24 protein-coding genes are annotated in these 22,871 nt (G+C 60.5%); 11 read left to right on the top strand and 13 right to left on the bottom strand.

From position 1 onward, the window contains the following. Nucleotides 1-57: 57 nt before the first annotated feature. Together FFI94_RS12175 and FFI94_RS12170 are read right to left on the bottom strand one after the other, a co-directional pair. Nucleotides 58-510, bottom strand: a complete 453-nt coding sequence (locus FFI94_RS12175) for a flavodoxin family protein (protein WP_138868092.1) — start codon at nt 508-510, stop codon at nt 58-60. A 22-nt stretch (nt 511-532) separates the two neighbouring features. Beyond that, nucleotides 533-763, bottom strand: a complete 231-nt coding sequence (locus FFI94_RS12170) for a phosphopantetheine-binding protein (RefSeq protein WP_138868091.1) — start codon at nt 761-763, stop codon at nt 533-535. 151 nt (nt 764-914) lie between these two features. On the opposite strand from FFI94_RS12170, the gene FFI94_RS12165 reads away from it, so the two are divergent. The 4 genes from FFI94_RS12165 (at nt 915) to FFI94_RS12150 (ending at nt 5,115) form a co-directional block, all read left to right on the top strand. After that, a complete protein-coding gene (locus FFI94_RS12165) occupies nt 915-2,075 on the top strand; it encodes an isochorismate synthase MenF (protein ID WP_138868090.1) in 1,161 nt (386 codons plus the stop codon). Between the two features lie 113 nt (nt 2,076-2,188). After that, the gene (locus FFI94_RS12160) at nt 2,189-3,145 is read left to right on the top strand and encodes a hypothetical protein (RefSeq protein ID WP_260684026.1); all 957 of its coding nucleotides are present in this window, start codon (nt 2,189-2,191) and stop codon (nt 3,143-3,145) included. 140 nt (nt 3,146-3,285) lie between these two features. Beyond that, a complete protein-coding gene (locus tag FFI94_RS12155) occupies nt 3,286-4,401 on the top strand; it encodes an NAD(P)/FAD-dependent oxidoreductase (RefSeq protein WP_138868089.1) in 1,116 nt (371 codons plus the stop codon). Between the two features lie 105 nt (nt 4,402-4,506). Beyond that, entirely contained in the window at nt 4,507-5,115 is a 609-nt protein-coding gene (locus tag FFI94_RS12150) for a DUF3105 domain-containing protein (protein ID WP_260684477.1), read from the top strand. Nucleotides 5,116-5,121: 6 nt separating this feature from the next. Here FFI94_RS12150 and FFI94_RS12145 read toward each other — a convergent pair whose 3' ends face one another. Together FFI94_RS12145 and dapB are read right to left on the bottom strand one after the other, a co-directional pair. Next, entirely contained in the window at nt 5,122-5,589 is a 468-nt protein-coding gene (locus tag FFI94_RS12145; protein ID WP_138873146.1) for a hypothetical protein, read from the bottom strand. A 28-nt stretch (nt 5,590-5,617) separates the two neighbouring features. Next, entirely contained in the window at nt 5,618-6,382 is a 765-nt protein-coding gene (dapB, locus tag FFI94_RS12140) for a 4-hydroxy-tetrahydrodipicolinate reductase (RefSeq protein ID WP_138868088.1), read from the bottom strand. Nucleotides 6,383-6,485: 103 nt separating this feature from the next. Here dapB and FFI94_RS12135 point away from each other — a divergent pair, with 103 nt between their 5' ends. After that, nucleotides 6,486-8,519 (top strand): ATP-binding cassette domain-containing protein, encoded by a 2,034-nt coding sequence (locus FFI94_RS12135; RefSeq protein ID WP_138868087.1) that lies wholly within the window; start codon nt 6,486-6,488, stop codon nt 8,517-8,519. After that, nucleotides 8,516-9,244 (top strand): energy-coupling factor transporter transmembrane protein EcfT, encoded by a 729-nt coding sequence (locus FFI94_RS12130; protein WP_138868086.1) that lies wholly within the window; start codon nt 8,516-8,518, stop codon nt 9,242-9,244. Before FFI94_RS12135 ends, FFI94_RS12130 begins: the two co-directional genes overlap by 4 nt. A gap of 12 nt (nt 9,245-9,256) precedes the next feature. Here FFI94_RS12130 and FFI94_RS12125 read toward each other — a convergent pair whose 3' ends face one another. Continuing rightward, entirely contained in the window at nt 9,257-9,865 is a 609-nt protein-coding gene (locus FFI94_RS12125; RefSeq protein ID WP_138868085.1) for a TetR/AcrR family transcriptional regulator, read from the bottom strand. A 187-nt stretch (nt 9,866-10,052) separates the two neighbouring features. On the opposite strand from FFI94_RS12125, the gene FFI94_RS12120 reads away from it, so the two are divergent. Both FFI94_RS12120 and FFI94_RS12115 read left to right on the top strand, forming a co-directional pair. Next, the gene (locus tag FFI94_RS12120; protein WP_138868084.1) at nt 10,053-11,012 is read left to right on the top strand and encodes a metal-dependent hydrolase; all 960 of its coding nucleotides are present in this window, start codon (nt 10,053-10,055) and stop codon (nt 11,010-11,012) included. Continuing rightward, entirely contained in the window at nt 11,005-12,165 is a 1,161-nt protein-coding gene (locus FFI94_RS12115; RefSeq protein WP_138868083.1) for a hypothetical protein, read from the top strand. The genes FFI94_RS12120 and FFI94_RS12115 overlap by 8 nt, the downstream gene beginning before the upstream one ends. Nucleotides 12,166-12,234: 69 nt before the next feature. On the opposite strand, the gene FFI94_RS12110 is transcribed toward FFI94_RS12115, so the two are convergent. The 3 genes from FFI94_RS12110 to FFI94_RS33635 all read right to left on the bottom strand — a co-directional run bounded on the left by FFI94_RS12110 (nt 12,235) and on the right by FFI94_RS33635 (nt 15,154). Beyond that, a complete protein-coding gene (locus FFI94_RS12110; protein WP_138868082.1) occupies nt 12,235-13,284 on the bottom strand; it encodes a biotin/lipoate A/B protein ligase family protein in 1,050 nt (349 codons plus the stop codon). Between the two features lie 331 nt (nt 13,285-13,615). Next, nucleotides 13,616-14,932 (bottom strand): fatty acid desaturase, encoded by a 1,317-nt coding sequence (locus FFI94_RS12105; RefSeq protein WP_138868081.1) that lies wholly within the window; start codon nt 14,930-14,932, stop codon nt 13,616-13,618. A 66-nt stretch (nt 14,933-14,998) separates the two neighbouring features. Further along, nucleotides 14,999-15,154, bottom strand: coding sequence for a DUF6131 family protein (locus FFI94_RS33635; protein ID WP_185993180.1), 156 nt, complete (start codon nt 15,152-15,154; stop codon nt 14,999-15,001). A gap of 206 nt (nt 15,155-15,360) precedes the next feature. Here FFI94_RS33635 and FFI94_RS12100 point away from each other — a divergent pair, with 206 nt between their 5' ends. The 3 genes from FFI94_RS12100 to FFI94_RS12095 all read left to right on the top strand — a co-directional run bounded on the left by FFI94_RS12100 (nt 15,361) and on the right by FFI94_RS12095 (nt 18,054). After that, entirely contained in the window at nt 15,361-16,086 is a 726-nt protein-coding gene (locus FFI94_RS12100) for a TetR/AcrR family transcriptional regulator C-terminal domain-containing protein (RefSeq protein ID WP_138868080.1), read from the top strand. A 331-nt stretch (nt 16,087-16,417) separates the two neighbouring features. Then, the gene (locus FFI94_RS33630) at nt 16,418-16,573 is read left to right on the top strand and encodes a hypothetical protein (RefSeq protein WP_185993179.1); all 156 of its coding nucleotides are present in this window, start codon (nt 16,418-16,420) and stop codon (nt 16,571-16,573) included. Nucleotides 16,574-16,725: 152 nt separating this feature from the next. Continuing rightward, complete coding sequence (locus FFI94_RS12095) at nt 16,726-18,054, top strand: HNH endonuclease signature motif containing protein (protein ID WP_144298287.1); 1,329 nt, start codon at nt 16,726-16,728, stop codon at nt 18,052-18,054. 101 nt (nt 18,055-18,155) lie between these two features. Here the strand turns inward: FFI94_RS12095 and FFI94_RS12090 are convergent, their stop codons facing one another. From FFI94_RS12090 to FFI94_RS12070, 5 genes are all read right to left on the bottom strand, one after another. Beyond that, entirely contained in the window at nt 18,156-19,499 is a 1,344-nt protein-coding gene (locus FFI94_RS12090) for a glycosyltransferase 87 family protein (RefSeq protein ID WP_138873144.1), read from the bottom strand. Nucleotides 19,500-19,640: 141 nt separating this feature from the next. Further along, nucleotides 19,641-20,393 (bottom strand): DUF6390 family protein, encoded by a 753-nt coding sequence (locus tag FFI94_RS12085; protein WP_138873143.1) that lies wholly within the window; start codon nt 20,391-20,393, stop codon nt 19,641-19,643. After that, nucleotides 20,393-21,463 carry a hydrogenase expression/formation protein HypE gene (hypE, locus tag FFI94_RS12080; protein WP_138873142.1) on the bottom strand — a complete coding sequence of 357 codons (1,071 nt, stop codon included), beginning with the start codon at nt 21,461-21,463 and terminating at the stop codon, nt 20,393-20,395. Before hypE ends, FFI94_RS12085 begins: the two co-directional genes overlap by 1 nt. Next, the gene (gene hypD, locus FFI94_RS12075) at nt 21,453-22,565 is read right to left on the bottom strand and encodes a hydrogenase formation protein HypD (protein ID WP_138873141.1); all 1,113 of its coding nucleotides are present in this window, start codon (nt 22,563-22,565) and stop codon (nt 21,453-21,455) included. The genes hypE and hypD overlap by 11 nt, the downstream gene beginning before the upstream one ends. Beyond that, a complete protein-coding gene (locus tag FFI94_RS12070; RefSeq protein WP_138873140.1) occupies nt 22,562-22,861 on the bottom strand; it encodes a HypC/HybG/HupF family hydrogenase formation chaperone in 300 nt (99 codons plus the stop codon). The genes hypD and FFI94_RS12070 overlap by 4 nt, the downstream gene beginning before the upstream one ends. Nucleotides 22,862-22,871: the final 10 nt, after the last annotated feature.

Raw genomic sequence — 22,871 nt, 5'->3', positions numbered from 1 at the left:
TGTTGTATCAAAATGTGGGATTGGCCTCGATAACAAAAAAGCTGAAAATAGAACGCGTCAGCCCATCACCGTGGCAGCGACGGTTCCACCCAGCTCGTAGCACTGCTCACGGACGGATTTGTCCACGGGCACAATCACTTCGAGTGGGGCGGCCACCGGAACCAGCCCCAGACCGGTTGCAAGTGCCCGCACCGACGACACAGCGCCGGCAGTGTCATTGTTTCCGTGAACCCACAATCCGTACGGACGCTCCGAAACAGCGCCCAAGCACTGGTAATACGTGGTATCGAAAAAATACTTCAGTGCTCCGGACATATAGCCGAAGTTCGCGGTAGTTCCGAAAATATAGCCGTCAGCACCGAGTACATCGGGCACCGTCGCCGCCAATGCCGGGACCGCGATAACCTCGACGCCCTCGATCTCCGGATCACGGGCGCCGGCCAGCACGGCATCAAGCAGTTCATGCGTCGCAGGCGAGGGCGAATGGTGAACTACCAACAAAGTCTTCACGCCCACGAGAATACGACGACTCTTACTGCGGGCAGAGAACCTCAACCCAGGCGTTAATGGTCTGCTCTTCCGCCAACTCGGCAAAATCCGCATCCGCGCCGTCCGCGCGCCATTGTTCGACCAGCATCATGAGCCGCACCGAGTCCAGGCCTTCATCGGTCAGATCCGTGTCGTCGCCGAGTTGTTCTACCCTCATCGACAGAACTTCGGCGACGTCACGCACGATCCTGGCTCGGTCCACACTGCTGCTCATCGGTCTCCTCGCCTGGTACGAAAATTGAACTTTAGGTCAGCCTAACCATATTGGTACGTTAGTACCCAACTGGGAACTGGACACACAATTCTCGCCCAACTAAGGCTAGCCTCAACATAGCAATAGTTCCGGACAATCTGGAAGGGCGTCCATGTTTGCACTGGCCGAAGTCGCCGAATACCCGTTGCACACCAACCGAACCGACAACGGGGCGGATTCAGTTTTCCTGCTCTCCCGCAGGCAGACCTCGGTTCAAACCTCCGGCGTTGTGGAAGAATTCGACTCGGCATTCGACGCCGTGGAGGCACTCAAGACCGGGCGGATCGACTCAGTCGTCGGCGCCATTCCGTTCGCTCCGTCAACCCCGTGCGCACTGACCGCGCCGCTCAGTTTCACCCGAATTCGGGGTGATCTACATCACTCCGGCGCGGTTGATCTTCCTCCTGCCGAAGTTGCCGGATTCGAACCGAGCCACCTCGAGCACACCCGACGAGTCCGCGGTGCGATCACGCGACTGCGGGCGGGCGAATTGGACAAAGTTGTTCTTGCACGCACGCTCGCGATCGAAACCGAATCGCCGATCTCGCCCACTGCACTGACGAGGAAATTGATCGAGCTCGATCACTCGCACAACGGGTTCTGCGTCGACCTATCTCCCGCCGGTGGGAAATACCGCGGACGAGCCTTGGTCGGTTCGACGCCGGAAGTCCTGATCGAACGTCGCGGAGACATCGTCACCTGTCACCCGCTCGCGGGTTCGATTGCACGACAACCTGATTCGAAGCGCGACGAAGAACACGCCCAGGAACTCCTGGCATCCACCAAGGATTTGTCCGAGCACAAATTTGTCGTCGATTCGATCAGCGCGGTTCTCGCACCGCTGTGCCGATCATTCTCAGCGCCAAGCACCCCCGAACTACTTCGCACGCCTCAACTCTGGCACCTCGGAACCAAAATCGAAGGCGTACTGGCCGACCCGAAAATAACGGCACTCGAGCTCGCGCTCGCGCTCCACCCCACGCCGGCAATCTGCGGCACGCCGACCGATGCCGCTCGCGATCACATCACCGAGACCGAGAACGATCGCGGTTTCTACGCAGGCGCCATCGGGTGGTGCGACCGGACCGGAGACGGAGAATGGATGGTTGCCATCCGATGCGCTGAGATCGCGGCCGACGGCCTGTCGGCGAAGGCCTATGCAGGTGGCGGAATAGTTGCGTCGTCGGATCCCGAGACGGAATTGCGTGAAACGAGTACCAAGTTCCGGACCATTCTCAGTGCATTCGACCTGACCGAAGAAATAGCCGACTAGTGACCCGCTTCCAGTCGATAGACTCATTTTGATACCAACAGGTCGGTCGTTCAGTACCCTTTTGGGTACTACGTCCGAATTTGTCCCTTGGCCTCTCGCCTGGAGGATCACCTGTGAATCGACAACACGCGTCGACCTGCCGCGCCGCGATCATCGCCGGCGCAGTGACCGCTCTCGTCACCGGCATTCAGTTCGGAACCGCGACTGCCCAGCAAGTATCTCCAACCTTCGAGGTGTTGTGCACCCCGACTGACACCGGTCTCACAGAGCTGTCCGGGTTGGCAGACACGGGCGCCGGAATGTACGCACTCGGCGACAGCGGCGCCGACGACCGCGTTGCCGAACTCGATCCGACCTGCCAGGTCACTCGCTGGATACCGGTGGGGACTCCGACATACGACGTCGAAGATCTCGATTCCACTCCTGACGGGATCCTGTGGCTTGCCGACATCGGGGACAACAACAAGGTCCGTCCATCCGTCGCATTGATCGGGTTCGATCCGACCGGTGCCGAAGCGGCCACGCCACGTGTGCTGACATATCCGGACGGCGCCCATGACGCCGAAACATTACTCATCTCGAACGACGGACTCCCTGTCATCGTGACGAAGGACTATCTCGGATCGAGCGATGTCTACACCCCTGTCGGTAACCAGAGTGTGCATGACCTGAGCACCACAGTTCCGACACAACTGAACAAGGTCGGGCACCTGCAATTCTCCCCGACCACCACTCCGGGCGGCCCGGTTAACGGAGCGGGAACAATGGCCGTCACTGGCGGCGCGGTCAGCGACGACGGCACCGTCGTCGCTCTGCGCACCTACACCGACGTCTACCTGTATTCAGCACCGGACGGCGACGTAGTGAAAGCCCTGTCCACCAAAGCTGTTCGAGTTCCCCTCCCGAACGAGCCACAGGGCGAGGCAATCACGTTCAACAACGACGGCGATCTGATCAGCGGATCCGAGGCCTATCAGGGTCCGTTACCGCCGCTGCTCATCCTTCGCGGGGCGACCGCCCTTGCCGAGGCAGGCGGCTCAGCCGGATCGCTAGGTTCGACGGGTTCGTAGCCTCAGGCACAATCAATTATGGAGATGTGGCACACAGATCTGGAGAAATGTGTCGCTCACCATAGCGCTACCTAATGCTTCCTTTGTAGTGTCGCCGAACAAGATCTTGGCTCGCATGGCAAGTGGCGAAACGGGGAACCATGGGTGCGCACGTTGTTATCGTCGGCGCTGGTTATGCAGGGGTCATGGCAGCAAAACGACTGCTGCACAAACCGACTGACATCACGGTGACCGTCGTAAATCCGAGGAAGCATTTGGTACAACGAATTCGCCTGCATCAGATGATCGCCGGCAATTACGACGTGACGGTTCCGCTGGAAGCGGCGCTGCCACCGCAGGCAACCCTCGTCATCGCAACAGCGACCAGAATCGACACTGCCACAAACCATCTCATTCTCGAAGACGGAGACACACTCCCCTACGACTATCTTGTCTACGCCCCGGGAAGCCACCACACAGGCAGCACAATTGCCGGTGCTGCCACCCACGGTTTCGCAGTCTCCGAATACGAGGACGCCGTTCGTCTGAAATCGAGGCTGACGACACTACCCACCGATGCCGCGATCACCGTCGTCGGTGGTGGACTTACCGGAATCGAGACTGCGGCAGAATTGGCCGAGAATCGCACGGGTCGAACCACATTGGTCACGGGAAGCGAGATCGCCCCGGAGCTTTCAAAGAAGGCCAGATCACGTATCGCCGGGGCACTGATGGCTTTCGACATCCGCATTGTCACCGGATCGCGCGTAGTACGTATCGACGAGAAGTCGTGCACGCTTGACGACGGTCGCACCATCGCGACCGATTGTGCTGTACTCGCCACGGAATTCGGCGTCCCGGAACTCGCACGCCACAGTGGGCTACCCGTCGACGGCCGTGGCCGGTTGCAGGTCAACCGACACCTGGAATGCACGACGCACCCCAACATCGTGGGCGCGGGCGATGCAATGGTGATCAGTGATCTTTCTCTACGAATGAGCTGCCAGGCTGCGATTCCTCTGGGAGTTCACGCCGCGGAAACCGTCGAACTCAGACTCCAGGGTTCAATGCCGACTCCGGTAATTCCCAAGTTCGTCGGGCAGTGCATCAGTCTTGGACGCTCGCAGGCGGTGTTTCAGCGCATTACCCGCTCCGATGTCTCAGCGAGGCTGGTCGTCTCCGGCCGCTTGGGTGCGTTCGTCAAGGAAGGGATCTGCCTGTCAACCACTCTTTTGGGGATCAACCGGGACCGTGGGTTCTTCTACAGTTGGGCGTGAGCGGTTGTCGCTGCGTAATTCTCGACGATCGACACCCGCTATCATCGCTGAGTGAATACACGAATTCGGGCAATCGGCGCTGCGTTTGCCTGCACAGCTGTCGTTGTGACAGGTGGGTGCGCGAACACCCTCGACGGCACGCCGCGCCCCGATTCGTTTGTTCCGAGCATCGAAAACCCCGATCCGTCGGAAGCCATCGACGGTGTTGCGATTGTCGAATACCCGGCGGCGCTGCACGTCGGACCCAATGAACGTGTGGCATACACATATTCGCCACCGTTCGGCGGTCGGCACGACGGGGTGTGGGCTAAGTGCACCGGAGTTGTGTATCCGCAAGCAATCCGGACTGAGAATGCTGTTCATTCACTCGAACACGGCGCGGTCTGGATCACGTACAACCCTGATCTTATTTCCGCCGGCGATATCGACGTCCTCGCCGAACGGGTCAGTGGAACCAGCCACATGCTGATGTCTCCGTATCCGACGCTCGACGCACCGATCTCGTTGCAGTCGTGGGGACATCAGCTCAAACTCGACCAGGCCTCCGACATCCGAATCGATCAGTTCATCTCGGCACTTCGGCTCAATCCCGCAACGTATCCCGAAGTGGGAGCTACGTGCTCGATTCCGCCGTCGATCTTCAACCCCGACAACCCGCCGCCGTTCGATCCCACCACTCCGGATCCGGCGTCCCCCACCACCGTTCCGGAGTAGACGGGTCTACTTGCCGCGCTCGCGTCGTTCCAATTCCACTGCCCGGCGCATGGTTTCGCGGGCACGGCTCCGGTCACCCGCGTAATCGTAGGCGCGCGCGAGACGGAAGTTCTGCTTCCAGTTGTCGGGATCAGCTTCCCAATCGACCTTGATCTTCGCGAACAACTCGTCGGCGGCAGCACGTTCGATCCGGCCCGACGGCAGTTTCGGGAGCGTCGACGCGTCGACGGCCAAACCTTCGTCGTGGATCTGCTGAGCCAGGCGCTGGTGGGTGAATCCCGCCCGCAGTGTCGCAATTACCAGCCACAGCCCGAGGAACGGCAGGATGAGCACACCGATTCCCAGGCCGATAGCCGCGCCGCCCCCATCTTGGATGAGCTGGATTCCGCGTTGACCGAGCAGCACGAAGTACACGGCAAGGGCAATGCAGATCGCCGTGATCAAGATGAGTGTGCGGGTGGTCTTGTTGTTCATGTTCGTAGTGCTCACAAGTCTGTAGTGCTCACAAATCCAGGAACGAATCGATACCAACGGTGAGTCCGGGACGGGCCGCGATCTCGCGAACACCGAGCAGCACTCCAGGGACGAACGAGGTTCGGTCGATGGAATCGTGACGGATGGTGAGTGTCTCGCCCTGCGTGCCCAGAATGACTTCCTGGTGTGCAACCATCCCGGCCATGCGCACCGAATGCACGCGAACACCGTCGACGTCGGCGCCGCGGGCACCGTCGAGTTCGGTGGTCGTGGCGTCCGGACTCGGGCCGACACCAGCTGCGGCGCGTGCCGCTGCGATCATCGCCGCCGTTCGGTACGCGGTGCCCGACGGGGCGTCAGCCTTGTAGGGATGATGCAGTTCGATAACTTCGACCGAATCGAAGTACCGGGCCGCAGCGGCCGCGAAGCGCATCGACAGCACAGCGCCGATCGCGAAGTTGGGGGCGATCAGTACGCCGGTGGTGGGCTGGGCGTCGACCCACGACTGCACCGCGGCAAGGCGGCTCTCGTCGAAGCCCGTGGTGCCGACCACGGCGTGAATGCGATTGGCTACGAGAAACTCCAGGTTTCCCATCACGACATCGGGATGTGTGAAGTCGACCACGACCTGAGTGCGGGTGTCGACAAACGTCTCGATCGGATCGCCGGTATCTACCTGCGCAACCAGTTCCAGATCAGCTGCAGCCTCGACTGCTGCGCAGATTGCCTGGCCGACCTTGCCCTTGGCTCCCAGAACCCCAACCCTGATGGGTGCTGCACTCACGTCTTCCACGCTCCGTCCGATGCATTGTTGTGAGGTAAAGCCTACGCAACCGGGCAGATGGGCTCACCATCAGTGCAACAGGAGTTTCGTCACGACTGGCACACTGGAGTTGGTGAGCAACCGCCCAGAAATTCAGCCAACCGGCAACTTGCGTCCACTCGAGGTGGCGACCGGTGCCGTGATGGCTGGATTCACGGTCGCTCTTTCCGTCATCGCGACAGTTATTCCTCTGGCAAGTGCACTCCATCTTGTTGCCGCTGTTCCGATGGGCATCGTTGCTCAACGGTTCCGGATCCGCGCTGTCGTCGCGTCCGGCGTTGCTGCCACTGCGGTCGCGTTTGTTGCCGCCGGTTCGGGTTCTGCCTCTGCGGTTGCACTCTGCGCCCTGCTGGGCGGAATTATCGGCAATGTGAAAAGGCGGGGACGCGGATTCCTTTCCGCGCTACTGGCGGCGTGTGTTGTCGGGCCGCTCCTGTCCCTCTTCTCCATAGTTCTACTGCTCATTCTCTCGCCGCTGCGAAACCTCTTGTTGGATTCACTCGACAACACAGTTCGCGGTGTCGCGGCAATTCTCAAAAGATCTCCGTCTTTGGTTGGGATCGCGGAAGGGATCGAAAGCAGCATCGGAGCCGTCATCGACTACTGGTGGATCTGGATTGCCGCGTCCGCCACGCTGGGCATAATCATCAGTACCGTCGTCTCCTACTTTGTTCTCGGCGCCGTTCTCGATCGGTTGGCTGCACTGCCCACGGTGGATCCGCTGGCAACGACGCCAGACGACCGGACGATCAACCCGCTGCCGCTGACACTCGAACACGTCGGCTTCACCTACCCGGGTTCACCGTCACCGGCCTTGACGGACATCAACTTCTCGATCGACCGCGGCGAATTTGTCACCGTCGTCGGCCACAACGGTTCCGGAAAATCGACTCTGACGCGCCTTCTCGCTGGTCGGGCACCGTCGAGCGGCCTCCTGGTGCGACCCGGCGCCGCAGGCCTCGGACACCACGGCGGTACAGCGGTGGTCCTGCAGCGACCCGAAAGCCAGATTCTCGGAACCCGCGTCGCCGACGACGTGGTGTGGGGCCTACAACCCGAGCACCTTCCGGACATCGAGGCACTCTTGACCGAGGTCGGACTGGGCGGAATGGCGATGCGTGAAACGTCGTCACTCTCGGGTGGCGAGATGCAGCGTCTGGCCGTCGCCGCTGCCCTCGCTCGTCGTCCCGCGTTGCTCATCGCCGACGAAGCTACCGCGATGGTCGATCGCACCGGACGCGAAGAACTGGTGGAACTGTTGGCAACTCTCCCCCGTCGCCACAACATGGCGGTTGTCCTGGTCACCCATCATCAGGCAGACACTCGCCGCGCCGACCGCGTTGTCCAGCTGCAGAACGGTCGGCAGATCGAGCACGAGCCGGGTTGGATGGTCGGCACCGGACAGCCGGCTTCACCCGCCTACTGGCAGCCCAGCACCAAAGCTCTCCTCGAGATCGAGAATCTCTCGCACACCTACAACAATCGCACTCCGTGGTCGCGTACCGCGTTGTCCGACGTCAATCTGACCATCGGCTCAGGTGACGGCGTATTGGTACTGGGCGGCAACGGCTCCGGAAAGTCCACGCTGGCCTGGATCATGGCCGGATTGACGGTCCCCACGTCCGGCACGGCATTGTTCGACGGCAAACCTATTGCCCGCCAGGTGGGTTCGGTGGGCCTGACGTTCCAGCACTCGCGACTGCAACTGCAACGTCGAACAGTGTCAGAAGACATCGAAGCCGCAGGCGGGCCCGAAATCGGCTCCACTCAGGTTTCCTGGGCACTCGACGCCGTCGGGCTCGACCGCCGCATCGCCAGTCGCAGCATCGATCAACTCAGCGGCGGGCAGATGCGCAGAGTGGTGCTCGCCGGTCTGCTCGTCCGCCAACCCCAAATGCTTATTCTCGACGAACCACTCGCCGGCCTCGACCCGCCCGGGCGCGCTGCCATCATGAACGTCCTGACCTGGATCAGGCGCAACGGCACCGCGCTGGTTGTGATCTCACATGACGTCGACGGCATGGACAGTGTGTGCAGCAGGACAATTCATCTCGCTGACGGTGTCCTGACCGAAAACCCCGTCACCCTGGAGGAGACCCGGCGATGACTACACTCCTGCGCGAAGTTCCCACTACGTCACCGATCCACCGACTGTGGGCGGGCACGAAGATCATTGCCGTGGTGCTCATCAGCCTGGTCATGGTGATTGCACCGTCGTGGCCGTCCATTGCCGTGATTACCGGACTGCTGGTCGTCACCGCTGCGATCGGCCATATTCCTCCGACGGCAATCCCGCGGCCACCGTGGTGGATCGGGCTCTTGCTCCTGGGCGGAGCCCTGGTCAATCTCCCCATCGGTCTCGACGCGGTGTATCTCTACCTTCGGGCAGTCACCTTCGGAATCGTATTGCTGTGCGCCTCACTGATGTTGGCGTGGACCACATCGATGAGCGATGTCGCTCCGGCACTGGCGACTTTGGGCCGACCGCTACGGTTCCTACGAATCCCGGTGGACGAGTGGGCAATAACGGCAGCGCTCTGCATTCGCTCACTCCCTCTTCTGATCGAAGAAATGGTCACCCTCGCCGCTGCTCGCAGGCTCCGGCCTAAGGGTGTCGTGCACAGCGCGTCCGACAACACGATCATCGATCTGATCACGACAACGATGTCGGTGGCGATCCGCAGGTCTGCCGAAATGGGTGAGGCTATCTCCGCACGCGGCGGAACCGGCTTGATCGCCGCCTACCCGAAGCGCCCGCGTCGAGCCGATCTGATGGCTATCACCATCGTCGTTATCGCGTGCGCCGGAGCGATCGTCCTGACCGTCATCTGAGAATGTGGTTGTTCAGGACTTTGATTGGGCAGTGATCCCGGCGCCCATCCAGCGGCGCAGGTATCGCCGTAGTTCGTCGTCGCTCCGCGGCGGATTGCCTGGAGAGATGAAAAACGACTGCATGGTGCGCAGGACGTACTCGACGAGTTCGCGAAGCGCCGCGTCGTCGTACCCGTATTGCTCCCAGTCAACGTCGAAGCGGTTGATCATCGCGATGCCGAAGGCCTGAGCCTCGTCAGATGTAAGACCGTCGGGGTGAAGATTCGAATACGTTCCCGTCAGCAAGATGCCGAGATGCGGGATTCTGCGGACCTCGGTCAGCGTGTAGACAACGCCCTCGGTCATCGCGTCCACGGGATCTTCGATGCCGCTCACATGTGCGGTGAGCCGATCGAGAAATCCGGCGACCGATGCGATTGCCGCTGCGCGCATCAGTGCATCCGAGTTGGGAAAGTACCGATACACCGTCTGACGGATCACGCCCAGCGACTCCGCAATATCGGCGATGCTGATTGCCGAACCGGTTTGTCCGATCAAATCGACTGCTGCGGTGACGATTCGATGAGTTGCGTCGTCATCGTCGACTGGCGGATTTCCGCCCCACCCACGTCTTCGCGCCACTGCGTGCATTCCTCACTCGAATCGAGAAACCCAGGCTAACACTGCCCGTCCAGACCAATTCTGTGCGCATCACGGAATTGTGACCATACACAACAGTCGATTTGTGTATGGTCACAATAAATGCGTGGCTTTCGGTGCATCCAGGTGGCCACCTACCCGCTCCTCCGGAAAGACGAGGTTTCGAGAAGTGACTGATCTACACGTCCGAAAGATGAATTTTGCATTCGAGGACTACGACGTCCCCTTCCTGTGGAACGAAGAGAACCCAGCCTTCTCGAGCATGGCAAATGCCGTCTCGTTCCTGGCCATCGGTTTCGAAAAAATGATCGTCAAGCTCATCCTGCAGACAAAACCGTTATTGAAGGATCGAGCAGTCGCCGAGGAAGCCGACGCGTTCATGCGGCAAGAGGGGCAGCACTCTTCGGCGCATCGTCAGCACGTCAAGGGTCTGATCAGGCGATATCCGGGCCTGCAGGAAACTCTCGACGAAGTTATCGGAGAGTTCGACAAGCTCACGGCAGAGAAATCGTTGAACTACCGACTGGCGTATACCGCTGACCTCGAAGCCACCTTCACCTCGGTATTCAAACTGATGCTCGACAACGAATCAGCACTCTTCCGCCCCGGAGACGACCGGGTTGCTTCGCTGTTCATCTGGCACTTCGTCGAGGAAGTCGAACACCGGAGTTCCGCGCTCATCATCTTCGACTCCGTTGTCGGCAGCGATCTCTACCGAATGCGCATGGCACCGTCGATCTTCCAGCACGTCATGAAGGTGATCCGACTGGCCTCGCTGGGCTTCAACAAGCATGTGCCCCTGGAAGATCGGCAGGTCGACGCAATGGCGATGTTCGCTTCGTACCGCAACATGCAGTTTCTACGCAAGCGATTGCCGATGCTCGAAGCGCAGGACAACGGCCCGATGTCTCGCGCGTTCGACGTCTTGCCACTCGGCGAGCAACTCACTGCCTTGAAGGGTGTCATCCGCAGCCAATTGCCCAAACACAACCCTGCCAACGAGAATCTGCCCGCCTTGGCCGACGTATGGTTCAAACGTTTCGAAGCCGGCTACGACGTAACACGCTGGTACACAGCTGAATCGAACAGCGCTGAATCGACTACCGCAGGGCGGTCGACTGATGGCTGACCTCTGTTCACCCACCTTCGATCAACTCGCTACAGAGCTCGGCTTCTCCTGCGCAGAAGCGGGCGGACTGGTCGAGTTCCGCAACCCATTCGGGCTGGAGAACTGGACCCTGCCAGCCCTCGAGTGGACCATCATCATCGGCTCGGTGCTCGCGCTGATTCTCGCGATAGTGCGTTTGCGTCGAGCCGGCGATCCCACCAACCTCGTGCTCTGGTTCGGCGCCACGGCCTATCTCTTCATCATCGAACCGCCGCTGTACTTTCCCGCGGCATTCGGAATCGAACAGCACGTGGATACGATGTTTGCGCACAACGTGTTCACCGTAGATTTCCTGTGGGGCAGACTCCCCCTCTACATCATCGCAATCTATCCGCTTATGGCGACGCTGGCCTTCGAAATCGTCAAGATGCTGGGCGTTTTCCGCCGCTACGGTGTGCTCGCCGGCGCGGTCTGCGTAGGCTTCGTCCACCACGCGTTCTACGAGATCTTCGACCACCTCGGACCGCAGCTTCGCTGGTGGGAATGGTCGACGGAAAACCCGATCAACCAACCGATGTTCGATGCTGTTCCGCTGCCGAGCGTGGTTGTGTTCGCAGCCTTGTGGCCGATGTCGCTGGCGTTCTGCGTCCAATTCTTCGTCGGCCGACACGTCGACAGCGGCAAACACTTCACCGGACTCCAATTGGTCTGGCGCACAATCGTCATCGGCGTCCTGGCATCATTGGGCACTTTCATCCTGCCGATACCCGCGACGGTATTCGGCGCGGGCAGCGACACCCTCCGCGGGTTCCTCTACGCCGCAGAACTGGCGGTTCTCACAGTTGTTGCGATTGTGCTTCTCGTCCGCCAATGGACGCGGTTGCGCTCGCAACCGTCAGACGCTCCCCCGTACACCAACAAGTTTGTCCAGTACTACAGCGTGGTGTACCTGTGCATCTTCGCATTTCTCTGGGCGACGGCATTACCTGAGTTCTTCGGTGCCGTCGACGGTTCCACCAGCAATGGAGACCCGATCGGGAATCTCTGGTACACGTTGGCGTGCTTCGTCATCGCAATTCTGTGCGTCGCTGCAACATTCACCGTGACGCGTCGCAGTGCCGCGGCGGGCGTCACGCCATCCGCTGCGGAGCAACCCGCTCCTCACACTGCATAACTCGAGCTAGACACCCCAGCTTTGCTAGACACACGGGTTTGCTAGACACACGGGTTTGGTGGACGCACCCTACGGCACGCGGTGCGTCCACTTCTCGGTGTTGAACTTGGTCTCCACCAGCTCACGTGCCTGTGCGAGTTCCGATTCGGTGTACGCACTGGTGCGAGTGTCGTGCTGCGATCGGAAGTAATTCTCGAACGAAGTCAGGATCGCAGCGCGCGTCATTCCGGTCTGGGAGCGGAGCGGGTCTACCCGCTTGGCCGCACTCTTGGTTCCCTTGTCGGACATCTTCTCTCGGCCGATTCGCAGAACCTGCACCATCTTCTCCGCGTCGATGTCGTAGGCCATGGTCACGTGATGCACAACCGTCCCGTCGGCGAACCGCTTCTGCGCGGCGCCCGCGATCTTGCCCTTGTCCGAAGCAATGTCGTTGAGTGGCACGTAGCGCGCGGTGATTCCGACTTCGGCAAGTGCGCCCATCACCCACTGGTCCAGGAAGGCGTACGACCGTTCGAAACTCAGTCCCTCCACCAGCGACGCGGGCACCACCAACGAGTACGTGATGCAGTTGCCCGGCTCCATGAACATCGCACCGCCGCCTGAGATTCGGCGCACAACACCGATACCGTGGCGCGCAGCGGCCTCCGAGTCGACCTCATTGCGTACGGATTGGAACGAGCCGATCACGACCAGCGGCGAATCCCAGTCCCAGAAACGCAAAGTGGGGGGACGCACACCGGACGCCACCTCCCGCGCGATGACCTCGTCCAACGCCACGTGCATCGCAGGATCGAGGACCACGGGCGGAATGACGTCGAACGTGTGGTCCGCCCAACTGGTGGCGTGACCGAGGGCGCGGCGGATCGCGATGCCAACCGACTCCGCGGTGAACCCGATCATCGACACAGACTCGTCGAGGGTGGCGATGATGGCATCCGCGAGCTGTTCGACATTGGCATCTGCCGGCATGCCCGTCAGCGCTCCGTTGATGTCGTCCAGCGCACTGTCCGGTTCGAGGAAAAAATCACCGGAAACTGCGACGTGGGACAGCTGCCCGTCCTCGACCTCGACATCGACGGCAACTAGCTTGCCGCCTGGAACTTTGTACTCTCCGCGCATTTGTTCAGCCTAGCGCCGCCCGCTTCAGCCCTCGGTTCCGGGACGATTCCGCGTCGAATTTTCGGAGTGTCGGCAACGACGCCTTCGGCGTCCGCAACGGGTACGACGTTCCCTCGCAGAGGAATCCGAGTGTCCGGTCCGCAATTTCACGCGAATTGCGCGTTCAAGCCACCGGGAAACCAGGGCTCGGGCGCGAACGCCTCGTGAAACGCCCGGCGAGCGGTCCTTCCACCGCGACGGCGATCCCCGAGGCGACGGCGATCCCCGAGGCAACCGCGCCCCGGAAGCGACCCAACAAGGTGACCTGGAGTGCCAATCCTCAGGCGGTCCGTCACGCTGTCGTGCGACTCCTACGGAGAATCTGCTGGCGCTTCCGAAAAAAGCCGACGCCAAGGGCTGTGGTCACGCCGTTGAAAAGCGCGCTTCTCCGTCCATGTACCCAACGGTTGCCAGGCGACGATCGCAGCGCGCTTCGCAGCCCAACCCGAGGGTTTCGAGCCGAACTCTCGGGCTTTGACACGGTAGTGCGGAACTTGAGTTCGGACGCAGTCTCAGGGGCGTCGTCGGACGTCGCAAGAAGAAACCGGTCAGGCAGAGACAGTTTGTGAATGGTTCGTAGGGTCAAAAGATACTGCCGCACAAGGGAACCAGTAGTGTAGGGCAGATCGTATTTTTCACACAGTGCGCGGACCTTGATGGAGATCTCCGCGTAGCGGTTGCTGGGGAGGTCCGGAAATAGGTGATGCTCGATTTGGTAGCAGAGGTTGCCACTCAGGAACGCCATCACTGCGCCGGCACGGAAATTGGCTGCGCCGAGCATCTGCCGCAGATACCATTCCGCCCGGGTCTCGTTCTCGAGTTCCGCCAGCGTGAATTTCTCGGCGCCATCGGGGAAATGACCACAGAAAATCACCACGTACGACCACACATTCCGCAGCAGGTTGGCGGACAAGTTCGCCGTCAGAGTTCGTCGCCAGCGACGTCCGCTGAGGGCGGGAAACAACAGGTAGTCCTTGCCCACTTGGCGGGCGATCTTACCGACTAGCGCTCGGGTTTCAGCAGACTTTTCCGAGTCGGTACGGGCGTTTCCTTGTTCGGAGTACAGACTGTGCAGGGCTATCCCCCATTCGAACATGGCTGCCAGCAACAGATTCCGGATCGGCTGCAGGAGATTTACCGGCTGCCACGGCTGGTCCCGCGTGATGCGGAGCACGCCGTAGCCGAGGTCGTCGTCCACCCCGACGACGTTGCTGAACATGTGGTGGCGATAGTTGTGAGAGTAGCGCCACTGTGAGGAGAGTCCGACCATGTCCCATTCCCATGTACCGGAGTGGATTTCAGGGTCGTTCATCCAGTCCCACTGACCATGCGAGACGTTGTGCCCGATCTCCATGTTCTCGATAGTCTTGGCTACCCCGAGAGTCGTAGCTCCGACTATCCACGCGGATCTTGTCCTGCCGCCGTGGATAGTCAGCCGCGCAAAGACTTCGAGCACACGCTGAAAAGCGATGGCGCGGCGGATGTAGGAGGCGTCTGCTTCGCCGAGCGATTCCGTGACTGTACGCCGGATGCTGTTCAGTTCGTCACCGAGTGACTCGACGTCTGCTGCGGCGAGGTGTGCGTATTCTTTGATATCCGAGATTGCCATCAGTGTGTTTCTTCAGTGAGTTACCGCAGGCGCCGAGGTCATGACGGCGCCGTACCTAACGGATACTCAGTAGTAATGGCGTCGACCGGCAACTGCGTGGCCCGTCGAGCCCATGATCTCCATCACCGCTCCGATGACGACGAGTGCGATCCCGACGTACAACAGAACGGGGACACTGATGATTACGCCGACAATGGCGAGGATGATACCGAGAATGATCATGGTAATTACCTGATTTCGTGGTTGACGCAATGCGCAGGCACACCGCGTCGTCGGCGGATTCGGGGGCGCCACATGTCATCTTCCAAGCCCGAACGCATCTTCTAACCCCAATTCCACTATCCAGTGAACGCCGCATCTCCTCGGCTGTCAACGCTGTATATCTACACTTTCGGCCTACAGTGGTGGGTAGTCGAAAGGAGACCGCGATGGCGAAGCCCCCTGCACATCGCAGCACGGGTTCCGGCGACGATTCAGACGGTGAGGCGCTCACCAAGGAGCGAATTCTTGTGTCCGCACTCGAGATCCTCGACCGCGACGGCATCGACGGACTCTCTATGCGACGACTCGGAAAAGCACTCGGACGGGATCCGATGACTCTGTACCGTCATGCACCCAACAAAGCGGCGCTCCTCGACGGAGTCGCCGAGAAAGTCCTCGAGCAGCTTGTCGTCGACCCCGACGACACAAGCGACTGGATCACCCAGCTTCGCTCGATCGCCCGGGACTTTCGTCAGTTGACGCTGGCGCATCCTCACGTGGTCCCTTTGCTGGTCACCCGCCCCCTTGCGACGCCCCTAGGAATGCGACCGCTAGGAACCCTGCGTCCACTCGAAGACATCCTGAATTTGCTCAACCGAACGGGTTTCAATGCCACCGACGCGTTGCGCGTCTACCGGGCCCTGTTCGGGTTTCTTGTCGGACATGTCCTAGAAGAACTGCAGGAGCGTGTAGAACGGCCAGACGAAACCGACAACGTGCTGCGACTGGGGCTACATCGGCTACCAATCGGCGAATTCCCGCGGGTTCGTGCTCTCGCACAGGTTCTTGCGTCCTATGACGGCGCCGCCGAACTCGAACGGGGCCTCGATATCCTCTTCGCAGGTCTAACCGCCACACTAACCTCCCCGGAGGGGCTGACAGATATTAACTAGTCAATGACCTACCTAGTACGCGAGAACAGCACGGCCGCACACTCGGAATATCTCTCAACATGACCGAAGCGAAAATAGTGACCGAGGCGAAAACACCTGTGAGGACGTCGTCGTCCATGCTCACTCCCTATGCCTCTCAATGCAATTGTCCGAATGAGACCTGAAGTTCCGCGTGTGCCGATCCCCCGAGACAGAGGGAGGGATCACACATCACAACCCCAGTGAGGGAAAGCACCCGACGGCTCGCGTCGTGCGCCGAGCGAAACGATCCCGGCAGTGGGACCATTAACAGATTCGGCTCGAATCCTGACGAGCCACAACGGAGGTGCACATGAAGGTCCCGGCGTTTCACTCGACGGTTCCTTCCGATCTCGATGTCTACCACGACAACGAGAGCTGCATTCTTGCCGCGCGCATCGATCCGTCACATCGAATCGACGGTGTCGATGGTCGGCCATGGTGCACCGCGTGTGCGTCGTTGGACTGACCGAAACTGCTGCCAACACTCTTGAATGCGAACATCATTCGTCTCAAATCATTGACCACGTCGACATAGCACCCTGGGCCAAATGTGCCCGATATATCCCTTGATTCGAATAGACGTTCGAGTATAATTAGGTCACGGGTGGGGAGGCCTTGATGACCATAGTTAGCGATTCAATTGCGGTGGGGGATGTTGTAGCCGGTTCGGCTGTGGGTGTGCGCGGCAGGTTGTGGCAGTTACGTCCGTCCGAGGTTCGGGACGTGGCCGTCACTGCATCGGCGGAAATTCTTCGGCTGGAAGCGATTCGGGTTGCCGCAGTCGACGAGTTAGCACTAAATCCCGACGAGCAAGTGCTCTGCTACCGAGGTGTCGGTCGGTGGTTGGCGGCCAATACGATGCTGCAGAACTCGGCCGGCAACAAGATCGCCGCCCTCGGTGCCGCACTGCGATCGTTCCCCGATATTGCTGCGCAATTCGAAGCGGGTGACCTCTCACTCGACGATGCGGCATTGATCGCCGCGTTCTGCGAATCCCCACCAAAGGGGATGCCGGACATCGCATTAATGCCAAGCCTGAAAACACTTCTCGCCGCCGCATCCGGGGTAGAGGCTACGACTGTCAAGGTGCGGTACGCGATTGCTGTTTTGGAGCGGATCTTTGAATCCGACGAGCCCCCGCCTGGCGAGGATAACGACCTGAATGCGTTACGGATCGCGCCGACATTGAATGGTCGGGTCGTGATCAAGGGCGATTTCGACGCGTTGACCGGTGAAATGCTCCTGTCTGCGCTGTCGGGTCTGTCGATGCCGAAACCGGCGGCGGACGGGACTCCGGATCAGCGGTCGGCCGCTAAACGTACCGCCGATGCGTTCACGGAGTTGATTCGACGATATTTGGATAATGCTGTTACCGGGGTGGATGGTGGTCAGCGTCCGCATGTGAATGTGCATATCACCGCGAAAGACCTTGCGGAGCATCGTGAATGCGCCACCAAACGAGCAGACTACGATGAACCCGATTTCGAGGATCTCGATGTCGGCTACATGCCGTGGATGGGCCCGCTGAGTGTGAGTAAAGCCCGGATGCTCGCGTGTGATTGCATGCTCTCGACCGTCTTGATGGACGGCAAGGGCGCACCGCTGGATGCGACACCACTCAAACGCCTCGTCACAGCCGAACAACGCATCGCGCTGATCGCCCGAGACAAAGGCTGCGCCTTCCCCAACTGCGATGCCGTACCGGCCTGGTGCGACGCACACCATATAAAACCGTGGTCAACAGGCGGTTTGACGATCATGGACAACCTCGCTTTGCTCTGTCGGAGCCACCACACGTTGATGCACAGCACCAGCGGGTTCCGCGGAATCTGGGAAATCAAAATGGGTTCCGATCACAAACCGTGGTTCATCCCACCGGCCGCGATCGACCCGAAACAGCGACGCCGACGCTCCACCACCTGCCAAGGCCCCATCCACCGAGACTGAAACCGGCTCAGCCGGAAGCACAGACCGTGTGCAAGCTTCGCATCACCAGCCAGACGATGCGAAGCCAACACCCATGCGCATCGCCTCACATCAGGGGAGAATCAGGCGGGAATCTCGCCAGTAGGTTTGGGCACGGGAGCGACAATTCCTACGTCGGGTGCCTGCACGGTCTCGGCGAGTGCAAGGTTCTGCGCACCATCCCGAGTCGAGCGAATGGCAACAACGGCGGCAACAGCGAGGACCGCCAGATAGACCAAGAGGTAAAGGTTCACAACAACGTTCCAGGGCACCCACGTTCCCGGGAACAGATAGAACCCGACAACCAACCTGCCCGGGAATTGATACGCCCACGATCCCGCAACACCGAACAGCGCCACCACGCCCAGCCACCACCACGCGTTTGTCAGAGCTCGGTGCACACACCAGACAAGCAGTGGAACAAACCACACCCAGTGATGGCTCCACGAGAACGGCGAGACCACAACTGCCGTGAAACCGGCAACGGTGACCGAAAGCAGATTCTCTCCGGACCGATGCAGACGCGCCACTACCCACATACTCGCGGCGACGATCACCACTGCGAGAAGCAACCACAACCAGGTAGGTGCGGGTCCACCGATAATCCGTGTGAGTGCCCCGCGCAGTGACTGGTTTGCAGCGTGACCTTCGTCGGCAATGCGCGTGGAGTCGAAGAACGTCTCACTCCAGTACTGCCACGAATCCTTCGGCAGCACGGCCCAACTCACCCCGACGGTCGCGGCGATCGTCATGGTGGCAACCGCTGCGGCGCGCCACTGCCGGAGAGCAAGGTAGTAGAGCACGAAGTACGCGGGGGTCAGTTTGATCCCGGCCGCAATGCCGACGCCGATGCCTTTGAGACGGCTCTGCTCACCGCGCGAGGCGTCCCAGAGCACAAGTGCCATCAGCACGAGATTGATCTGTCCGAAGTACAGCGTCGACCGCACTGGTTCGAAGAATACGGATGCAGCCGCCAACAAGGCCGAGGCCACAACGATGGTGCGGTCGATGCGATATCCGAGCATTCGCCAGCACAGCGCAATGATCGCGACGAGCAGAACGACGTTGAATCCCATCCAGATGTACTTGTCGGCCCCACCCGGCAGGAAGCCGAACGGCACGAACATCAACGTCGAGAACGGCGTGTAGGTGTAGAGAAGGTCATGGATGACAGGTTCGGTATAGAGCGGGAGATCTGACATCGCGCGACGGGCGCCATCGCGGTACACGTCCAGATCGACACCACCCATGAACAAACCGGTCAACGGCGTCCGCGGATTCACGGTCGTGAACAGCAAAACCGTCGCCGCGACGGATACCAGGACAACAACACCGAGCGTGGACCATCGAGTGGGAAACTGCCGGTCAACGCGATTGCCTGGCTCAGTGGACTCTGAAGGTCGTAGATCTCTGATGCCGGTGCGCATACCGAACAGTCCCTTCCTGGATGCCGTCTCGGCCCCGTGACACGGACGACTCCAGGACAAAGTTACGAGCCGAAACAGCGAATAGGAAATTCTGGACATTCCAGGCGAGTTGATCCGCCACCGGAACAAACCACCACGCGACTAGACTTCGCGCGCCCGTAGCCGCAGGTTGACGATCTCGAGCGCTGACTCTTCGGCAAGATCCAAGGCACCGGCTTGCGTCACCGAAATGGTGTCGCACAGCCAATCCCAGTGCAGAGCCACCAAGGTCCCTCGCACAGGATCGGGACCAAGCGGAATGCCGTCGACATTCCACCGCACGGGTTCAACCGCCTCGGGGCCGCGGAGGAGTTGGTTACCGTCGAATACGAGCGGCGACGACATCACCTCCGCATACTCGTCGCCTACTTCGCGCACTTCCCCCCACCTGATTCGGCAGTTCTGCAGGACTGAAAGTGGCACCGCACCGTGTTTCCGAAGAAGCCGCGCCCACGGATACACGACTAGAACATGGAAACTGTGATGCGCAAGAGCACGATCGCGGCCATCCAGATCCGAGAGCAATCCCGTGTCGTTGCGCTTCCCGAATTCGCGTCGGAGATGCGCCACCAACTGTTCCGAATTCACCGAATCCAGCAGTGGCCCACCCAACCAGTAAGCCTCGATCACTCGCGGATCGAGTGGATCGTCGACACCCACTCCCCGGGCCAGCGCCGCGAGATACGGCCACGCACCGTCGAATTGTTGCGCCCGGCTGCGGTCCTGATCGGTGACCGTTCCCGTCGCCTGACGCAACAGCGCCGACGCATCATCAGCCCCGCAATAGCCCAATTCGTTCGGCGGATACGCGTACCTCGCAAACAGTGCCGGGCCGGCCACGTGAACGCCGGTCATCAACAGATCCGCGGAAGCTGTTCACCGGCAGGGAGATCCACTACCCTGTTGCCACCCAGCGCGGTTCGGGCAACCACCATTCCGGCATGCGCACGCACGCACTCCCCGATCACCGTTGCACCGACACCCAGTGAGTGTCCACGCATGGCGTCCAGCACGCGGTCGACGTCGCCGGGCGCTACAAACGCAACCAGTTTGCCTTCGTTGGCCACGTACAGCGGATCCAAGCCCAACAACCCACAGGCATCCCGAACGGCGTCGGGAATCGGCAGGTTCCGTTCCACGAGCGCAACCCCGATATTCGACGCCTGGGCAATCTCGTTGAGCGTGGCCGCAACCCCGCCGCGCGTCGGATCGCGAAGGACGTGGATGTCCACGCCGGTGGCGATCATGGCGGCTACCAGGCCGTTCAGTGCGGCACAGTCGCTGCGCACCTCGGTGCCGAACTCCAGGCCCTCACGGCAACTCATCACCGCCACGCCGTGAACTCCGATGTCACCACTGACGATCACGGCATCACCGACTTCGGCCCGGGTCGGCCGGATGTCGACGCCGGCGGGAACGATGCCGATGCCCGCAGTATTGACGAAAACTCCGTCGCCGTGACCGGCGTCGACCACCTTGGTGTCGCCTGTCACCAGTCGAACTCCCGCTAGGCGAGCCGCGTCGCCCAGTGTCGCCGCCACCGTCGCTATATCGGCGAGCGGTGTTCCCTCCTCGAGAATGAAGGCGGTCGACATTGCCAGTGGCTGTGCGCCTGCCATAGCGAGGTCGTTGACCGTGCCGTTGACTGCCAGATCGCCGATGTTTCCACCCGGAAACACCATCGGTTTGACCACGTACGAGTCCGTCGAGAACGCCACCCGAACACCGCCGATGTCGAGCACAGCGGAATCGCCGAGTTCCGCGTCGGCCGCGTCGCCGAATGCCGGGAGGAACAGATGCTCGATCAGCTCGGCGGACATCGCTCCACCGCCGCCGTGCCCCATGACGATGTTCGGCGAATCGCGGAGCGGCAACGGACAGACCCACGCCCCCGGATCTACCACCGCGCTGTTGTCAGCTCCCATGACCCGCCTCCTGCAATTCCAAGCGTCGGTACAGGTAGTAGGCGGCGCACGCGCCCTCGGACGACACCATCGTGGCCCCCAACGGATTGCGCGGCGTGCACTCCTTTCCGAAGGCAGCGCACTCGTTCGGCTTGATCAAGCCTTGGAGCACTTCCCCGGAACGGCAGACCGACGACTCGTCGGTATGAATATCGGTAACCGAGAACCGTTGTTCCGCATCGAATTCCGCATACTTCGGCGCCAACTGCCACCCACTGTCCGGGATGGGACCGATGCCGCGCCAGGTCCGGTCGGATACCGCGAACACGTCGTCGAGCATCGCCTTGGCGGCGACGTTGCCCTGGGCTGTCACAGCCCGCGCATAGGCGTTCTCCACTTCGTATCTGCCGGTTTCCAACTGCAGCACGGTCTTTCTGATGCCCTCGAGCAGATCGAGGGGTTCGAAACCCGTGACGACGATAGGAACCCGGTACTTCTGCGCCAGTGCGGGGTACTCCGAAGTTCCCATCACACTGCACACATGACCTGCGGCGAGAAACGCCTGCACCCGGCACTCCGGGGAGTCCATGATCGCCGCCATCGCCGGCGGGACGAGAACGTGGGAGACGAGCAACGAGAAGTTCTTGATGCCCAGTCGGTTTGCCTGATACACGGTCATCGCGTTTGCGGGCGCGGTAGTTTCGAACCCGATCCCGAAGAACACAACCTCCCGATCCGGATTCTCCTTCGCGATGGTCAGCGCATCGAGCGGCGAATAGACGACGCGCACATCACCACCAGCGCTCTTGATCCGAAAGAGATCCGACGCACTACCCGGCACGCGCAACATGTCACCGAACGAGCAGAAGATCACATCCGGGCGTGCAGCGATCTCGAGCGCTTTGTCGATGATCTCCAGCGGCGTGACACAGACCGGGCATCCCGGCCCGTGAATCATCTCGATCTGCTCGGGAAGCAATTGGTCAATTCCGTGTCGAATGATCGAATGTGTCTGACCACCACAGACTTCCATGATCGCCCATCGACGAGTGGCGAGTGTTCGAATCTGATCGAGTAATTTGCCGGCCAACTCAGGGTCGGAGAATTCGTCCAGATACTTCATGATTGATTCTCCTTCTGATCGACTCCCAGAGCCTTTGCTGCGCGAGCAAATCCGTCGCCGAATTCCTCGTCGAGCACGCCGAGGTGCTCGAACTCCGCAAGTGTGCGTTGTGCTGATTCCTCGTCGAGCCTCTGAATTGCGAAGCCGACGTGGACAACGACGTACTCTCCGACCGCGGCGCCGGGAATGTACTCGAGGCATACCTCTTTGCGGACTCCCCCGAAGTTGACGATGGACATCGTGGTTCCGTCACGATCCTCGAGCGATTCGATACGTCCCGGTACGGCTAAACACATGGCTACCCTC

This window comes from Rhodococcus sp. KBS0724, assembly GCF_005938745.2.
GTDB lineage: Bacteria > Actinomycetota > Actinomycetes > Mycobacteriales > Mycobacteriaceae > Rhodococcus_F.
Note: the sequence above shows the minus strand (reverse complement) of the source record. Positions and strands in the feature narration are given on the sequence as shown.

What these genes read in the sequence shown, in the direction of transcription:
- FFI94_RS12170 (WP_138868091.1), bottom strand. Translation starts at nt 763, where the DNA reads ATGAGCAGCAGTGTGGACCGAGCCAGGATCGTGCGTGACGTCGCCGAA.
- FFI94_RS12105 (WP_138868081.1), bottom strand. Translation starts at nt 14,932, where the DNA reads ATGGCAATCTCGGATATCAAAGAATACGCACACCTCGCCGCAGCAGAC.
- FFI94_RS12110 (WP_138868082.1), bottom strand. Translation starts at nt 13,284, where the DNA reads ATGCGCGGAGAGTACAAAGTTCCAGGCGGCAAGCTAGTTGCCGTCGAT.
- FFI94_RS33635 (WP_185993180.1), bottom strand. Translation starts at nt 15,154, where the DNA reads ATGATCATTCTCGGTATCATCCTCGCCATTGTCGGCGTAATCATCAGT.
- FFI94_RS12095 (WP_144298287.1), top strand. Translation starts at nt 16,726, where the DNA reads ATGACCATAGTTAGCGATTCAATTGCGGTGGGGGATGTTGTAGCCGGT.
- FFI94_RS12115 (WP_138868083.1), top strand. Translation starts at nt 11,005, where the DNA reads ATGGCTGACCTCTGTTCACCCACCTTCGATCAACTCGCTACAGAGCTC.
- FFI94_RS33630 (WP_185993179.1), top strand. Translation starts at nt 16,418, where the DNA reads ATGAAGGTCCCGGCGTTTCACTCGACGGTTCCTTCCGATCTCGATGTC.
- hypE (WP_138873142.1), bottom strand. Translation starts at nt 21,463, where the DNA reads ATGGGAGCTGACAACAGCGCGGTGGTAGATCCGGGGGCGTGGGTCTGT.
- FFI94_RS12155 (WP_138868089.1), top strand. Translation starts at nt 3,286, where the DNA reads ATGGGTGCGCACGTTGTTATCGTCGGCGCTGGTTATGCAGGGGTCATG.
- FFI94_RS12085 (WP_138873143.1), bottom strand. Translation starts at nt 20,393, where the DNA reads ATGACCGGCGTTCACGTGGCCGGCCCGGCACTGTTTGCGAGGTACGCG.
- hypD (WP_138873141.1), bottom strand. Translation starts at nt 22,565, where the DNA reads ATGAAGTATCTGGACGAATTCTCCGACCCTGAGTTGGCCGGCAAATTA.
- FFI94_RS12090 (WP_138873144.1), bottom strand. Translation starts at nt 19,499, where the DNA reads ATGCGCACCGGCATCAGAGATCTACGACCTTCAGAGTCCACTGAGCCA.
- FFI94_RS12145 (WP_138873146.1), bottom strand. Translation starts at nt 5,589, where the DNA reads ATGAACAACAAGACCACCCGCACACTCATCTTGATCACGGCGATCTGC.
- FFI94_RS12070 (WP_138873140.1), bottom strand. Translation starts at nt 22,861, where the DNA reads ATGTGTTTAGCCGTACCGGGACGTATCGAATCGCTCGAGGATCGTGAC.
- FFI94_RS12100 (WP_138868080.1), top strand. Translation starts at nt 15,361, where the DNA reads ATGGCGAAGCCCCCTGCACATCGCAGCACGGGTTCCGGCGACGATTCA.
- FFI94_RS12165 (WP_138868090.1), top strand. Translation starts at nt 915, where the DNA reads ATGTTTGCACTGGCCGAAGTCGCCGAATACCCGTTGCACACCAACCGA.
- FFI94_RS12130 (WP_138868086.1), top strand. Translation starts at nt 8,516, where the DNA reads ATGACTACACTCCTGCGCGAAGTTCCCACTACGTCACCGATCCACCGA.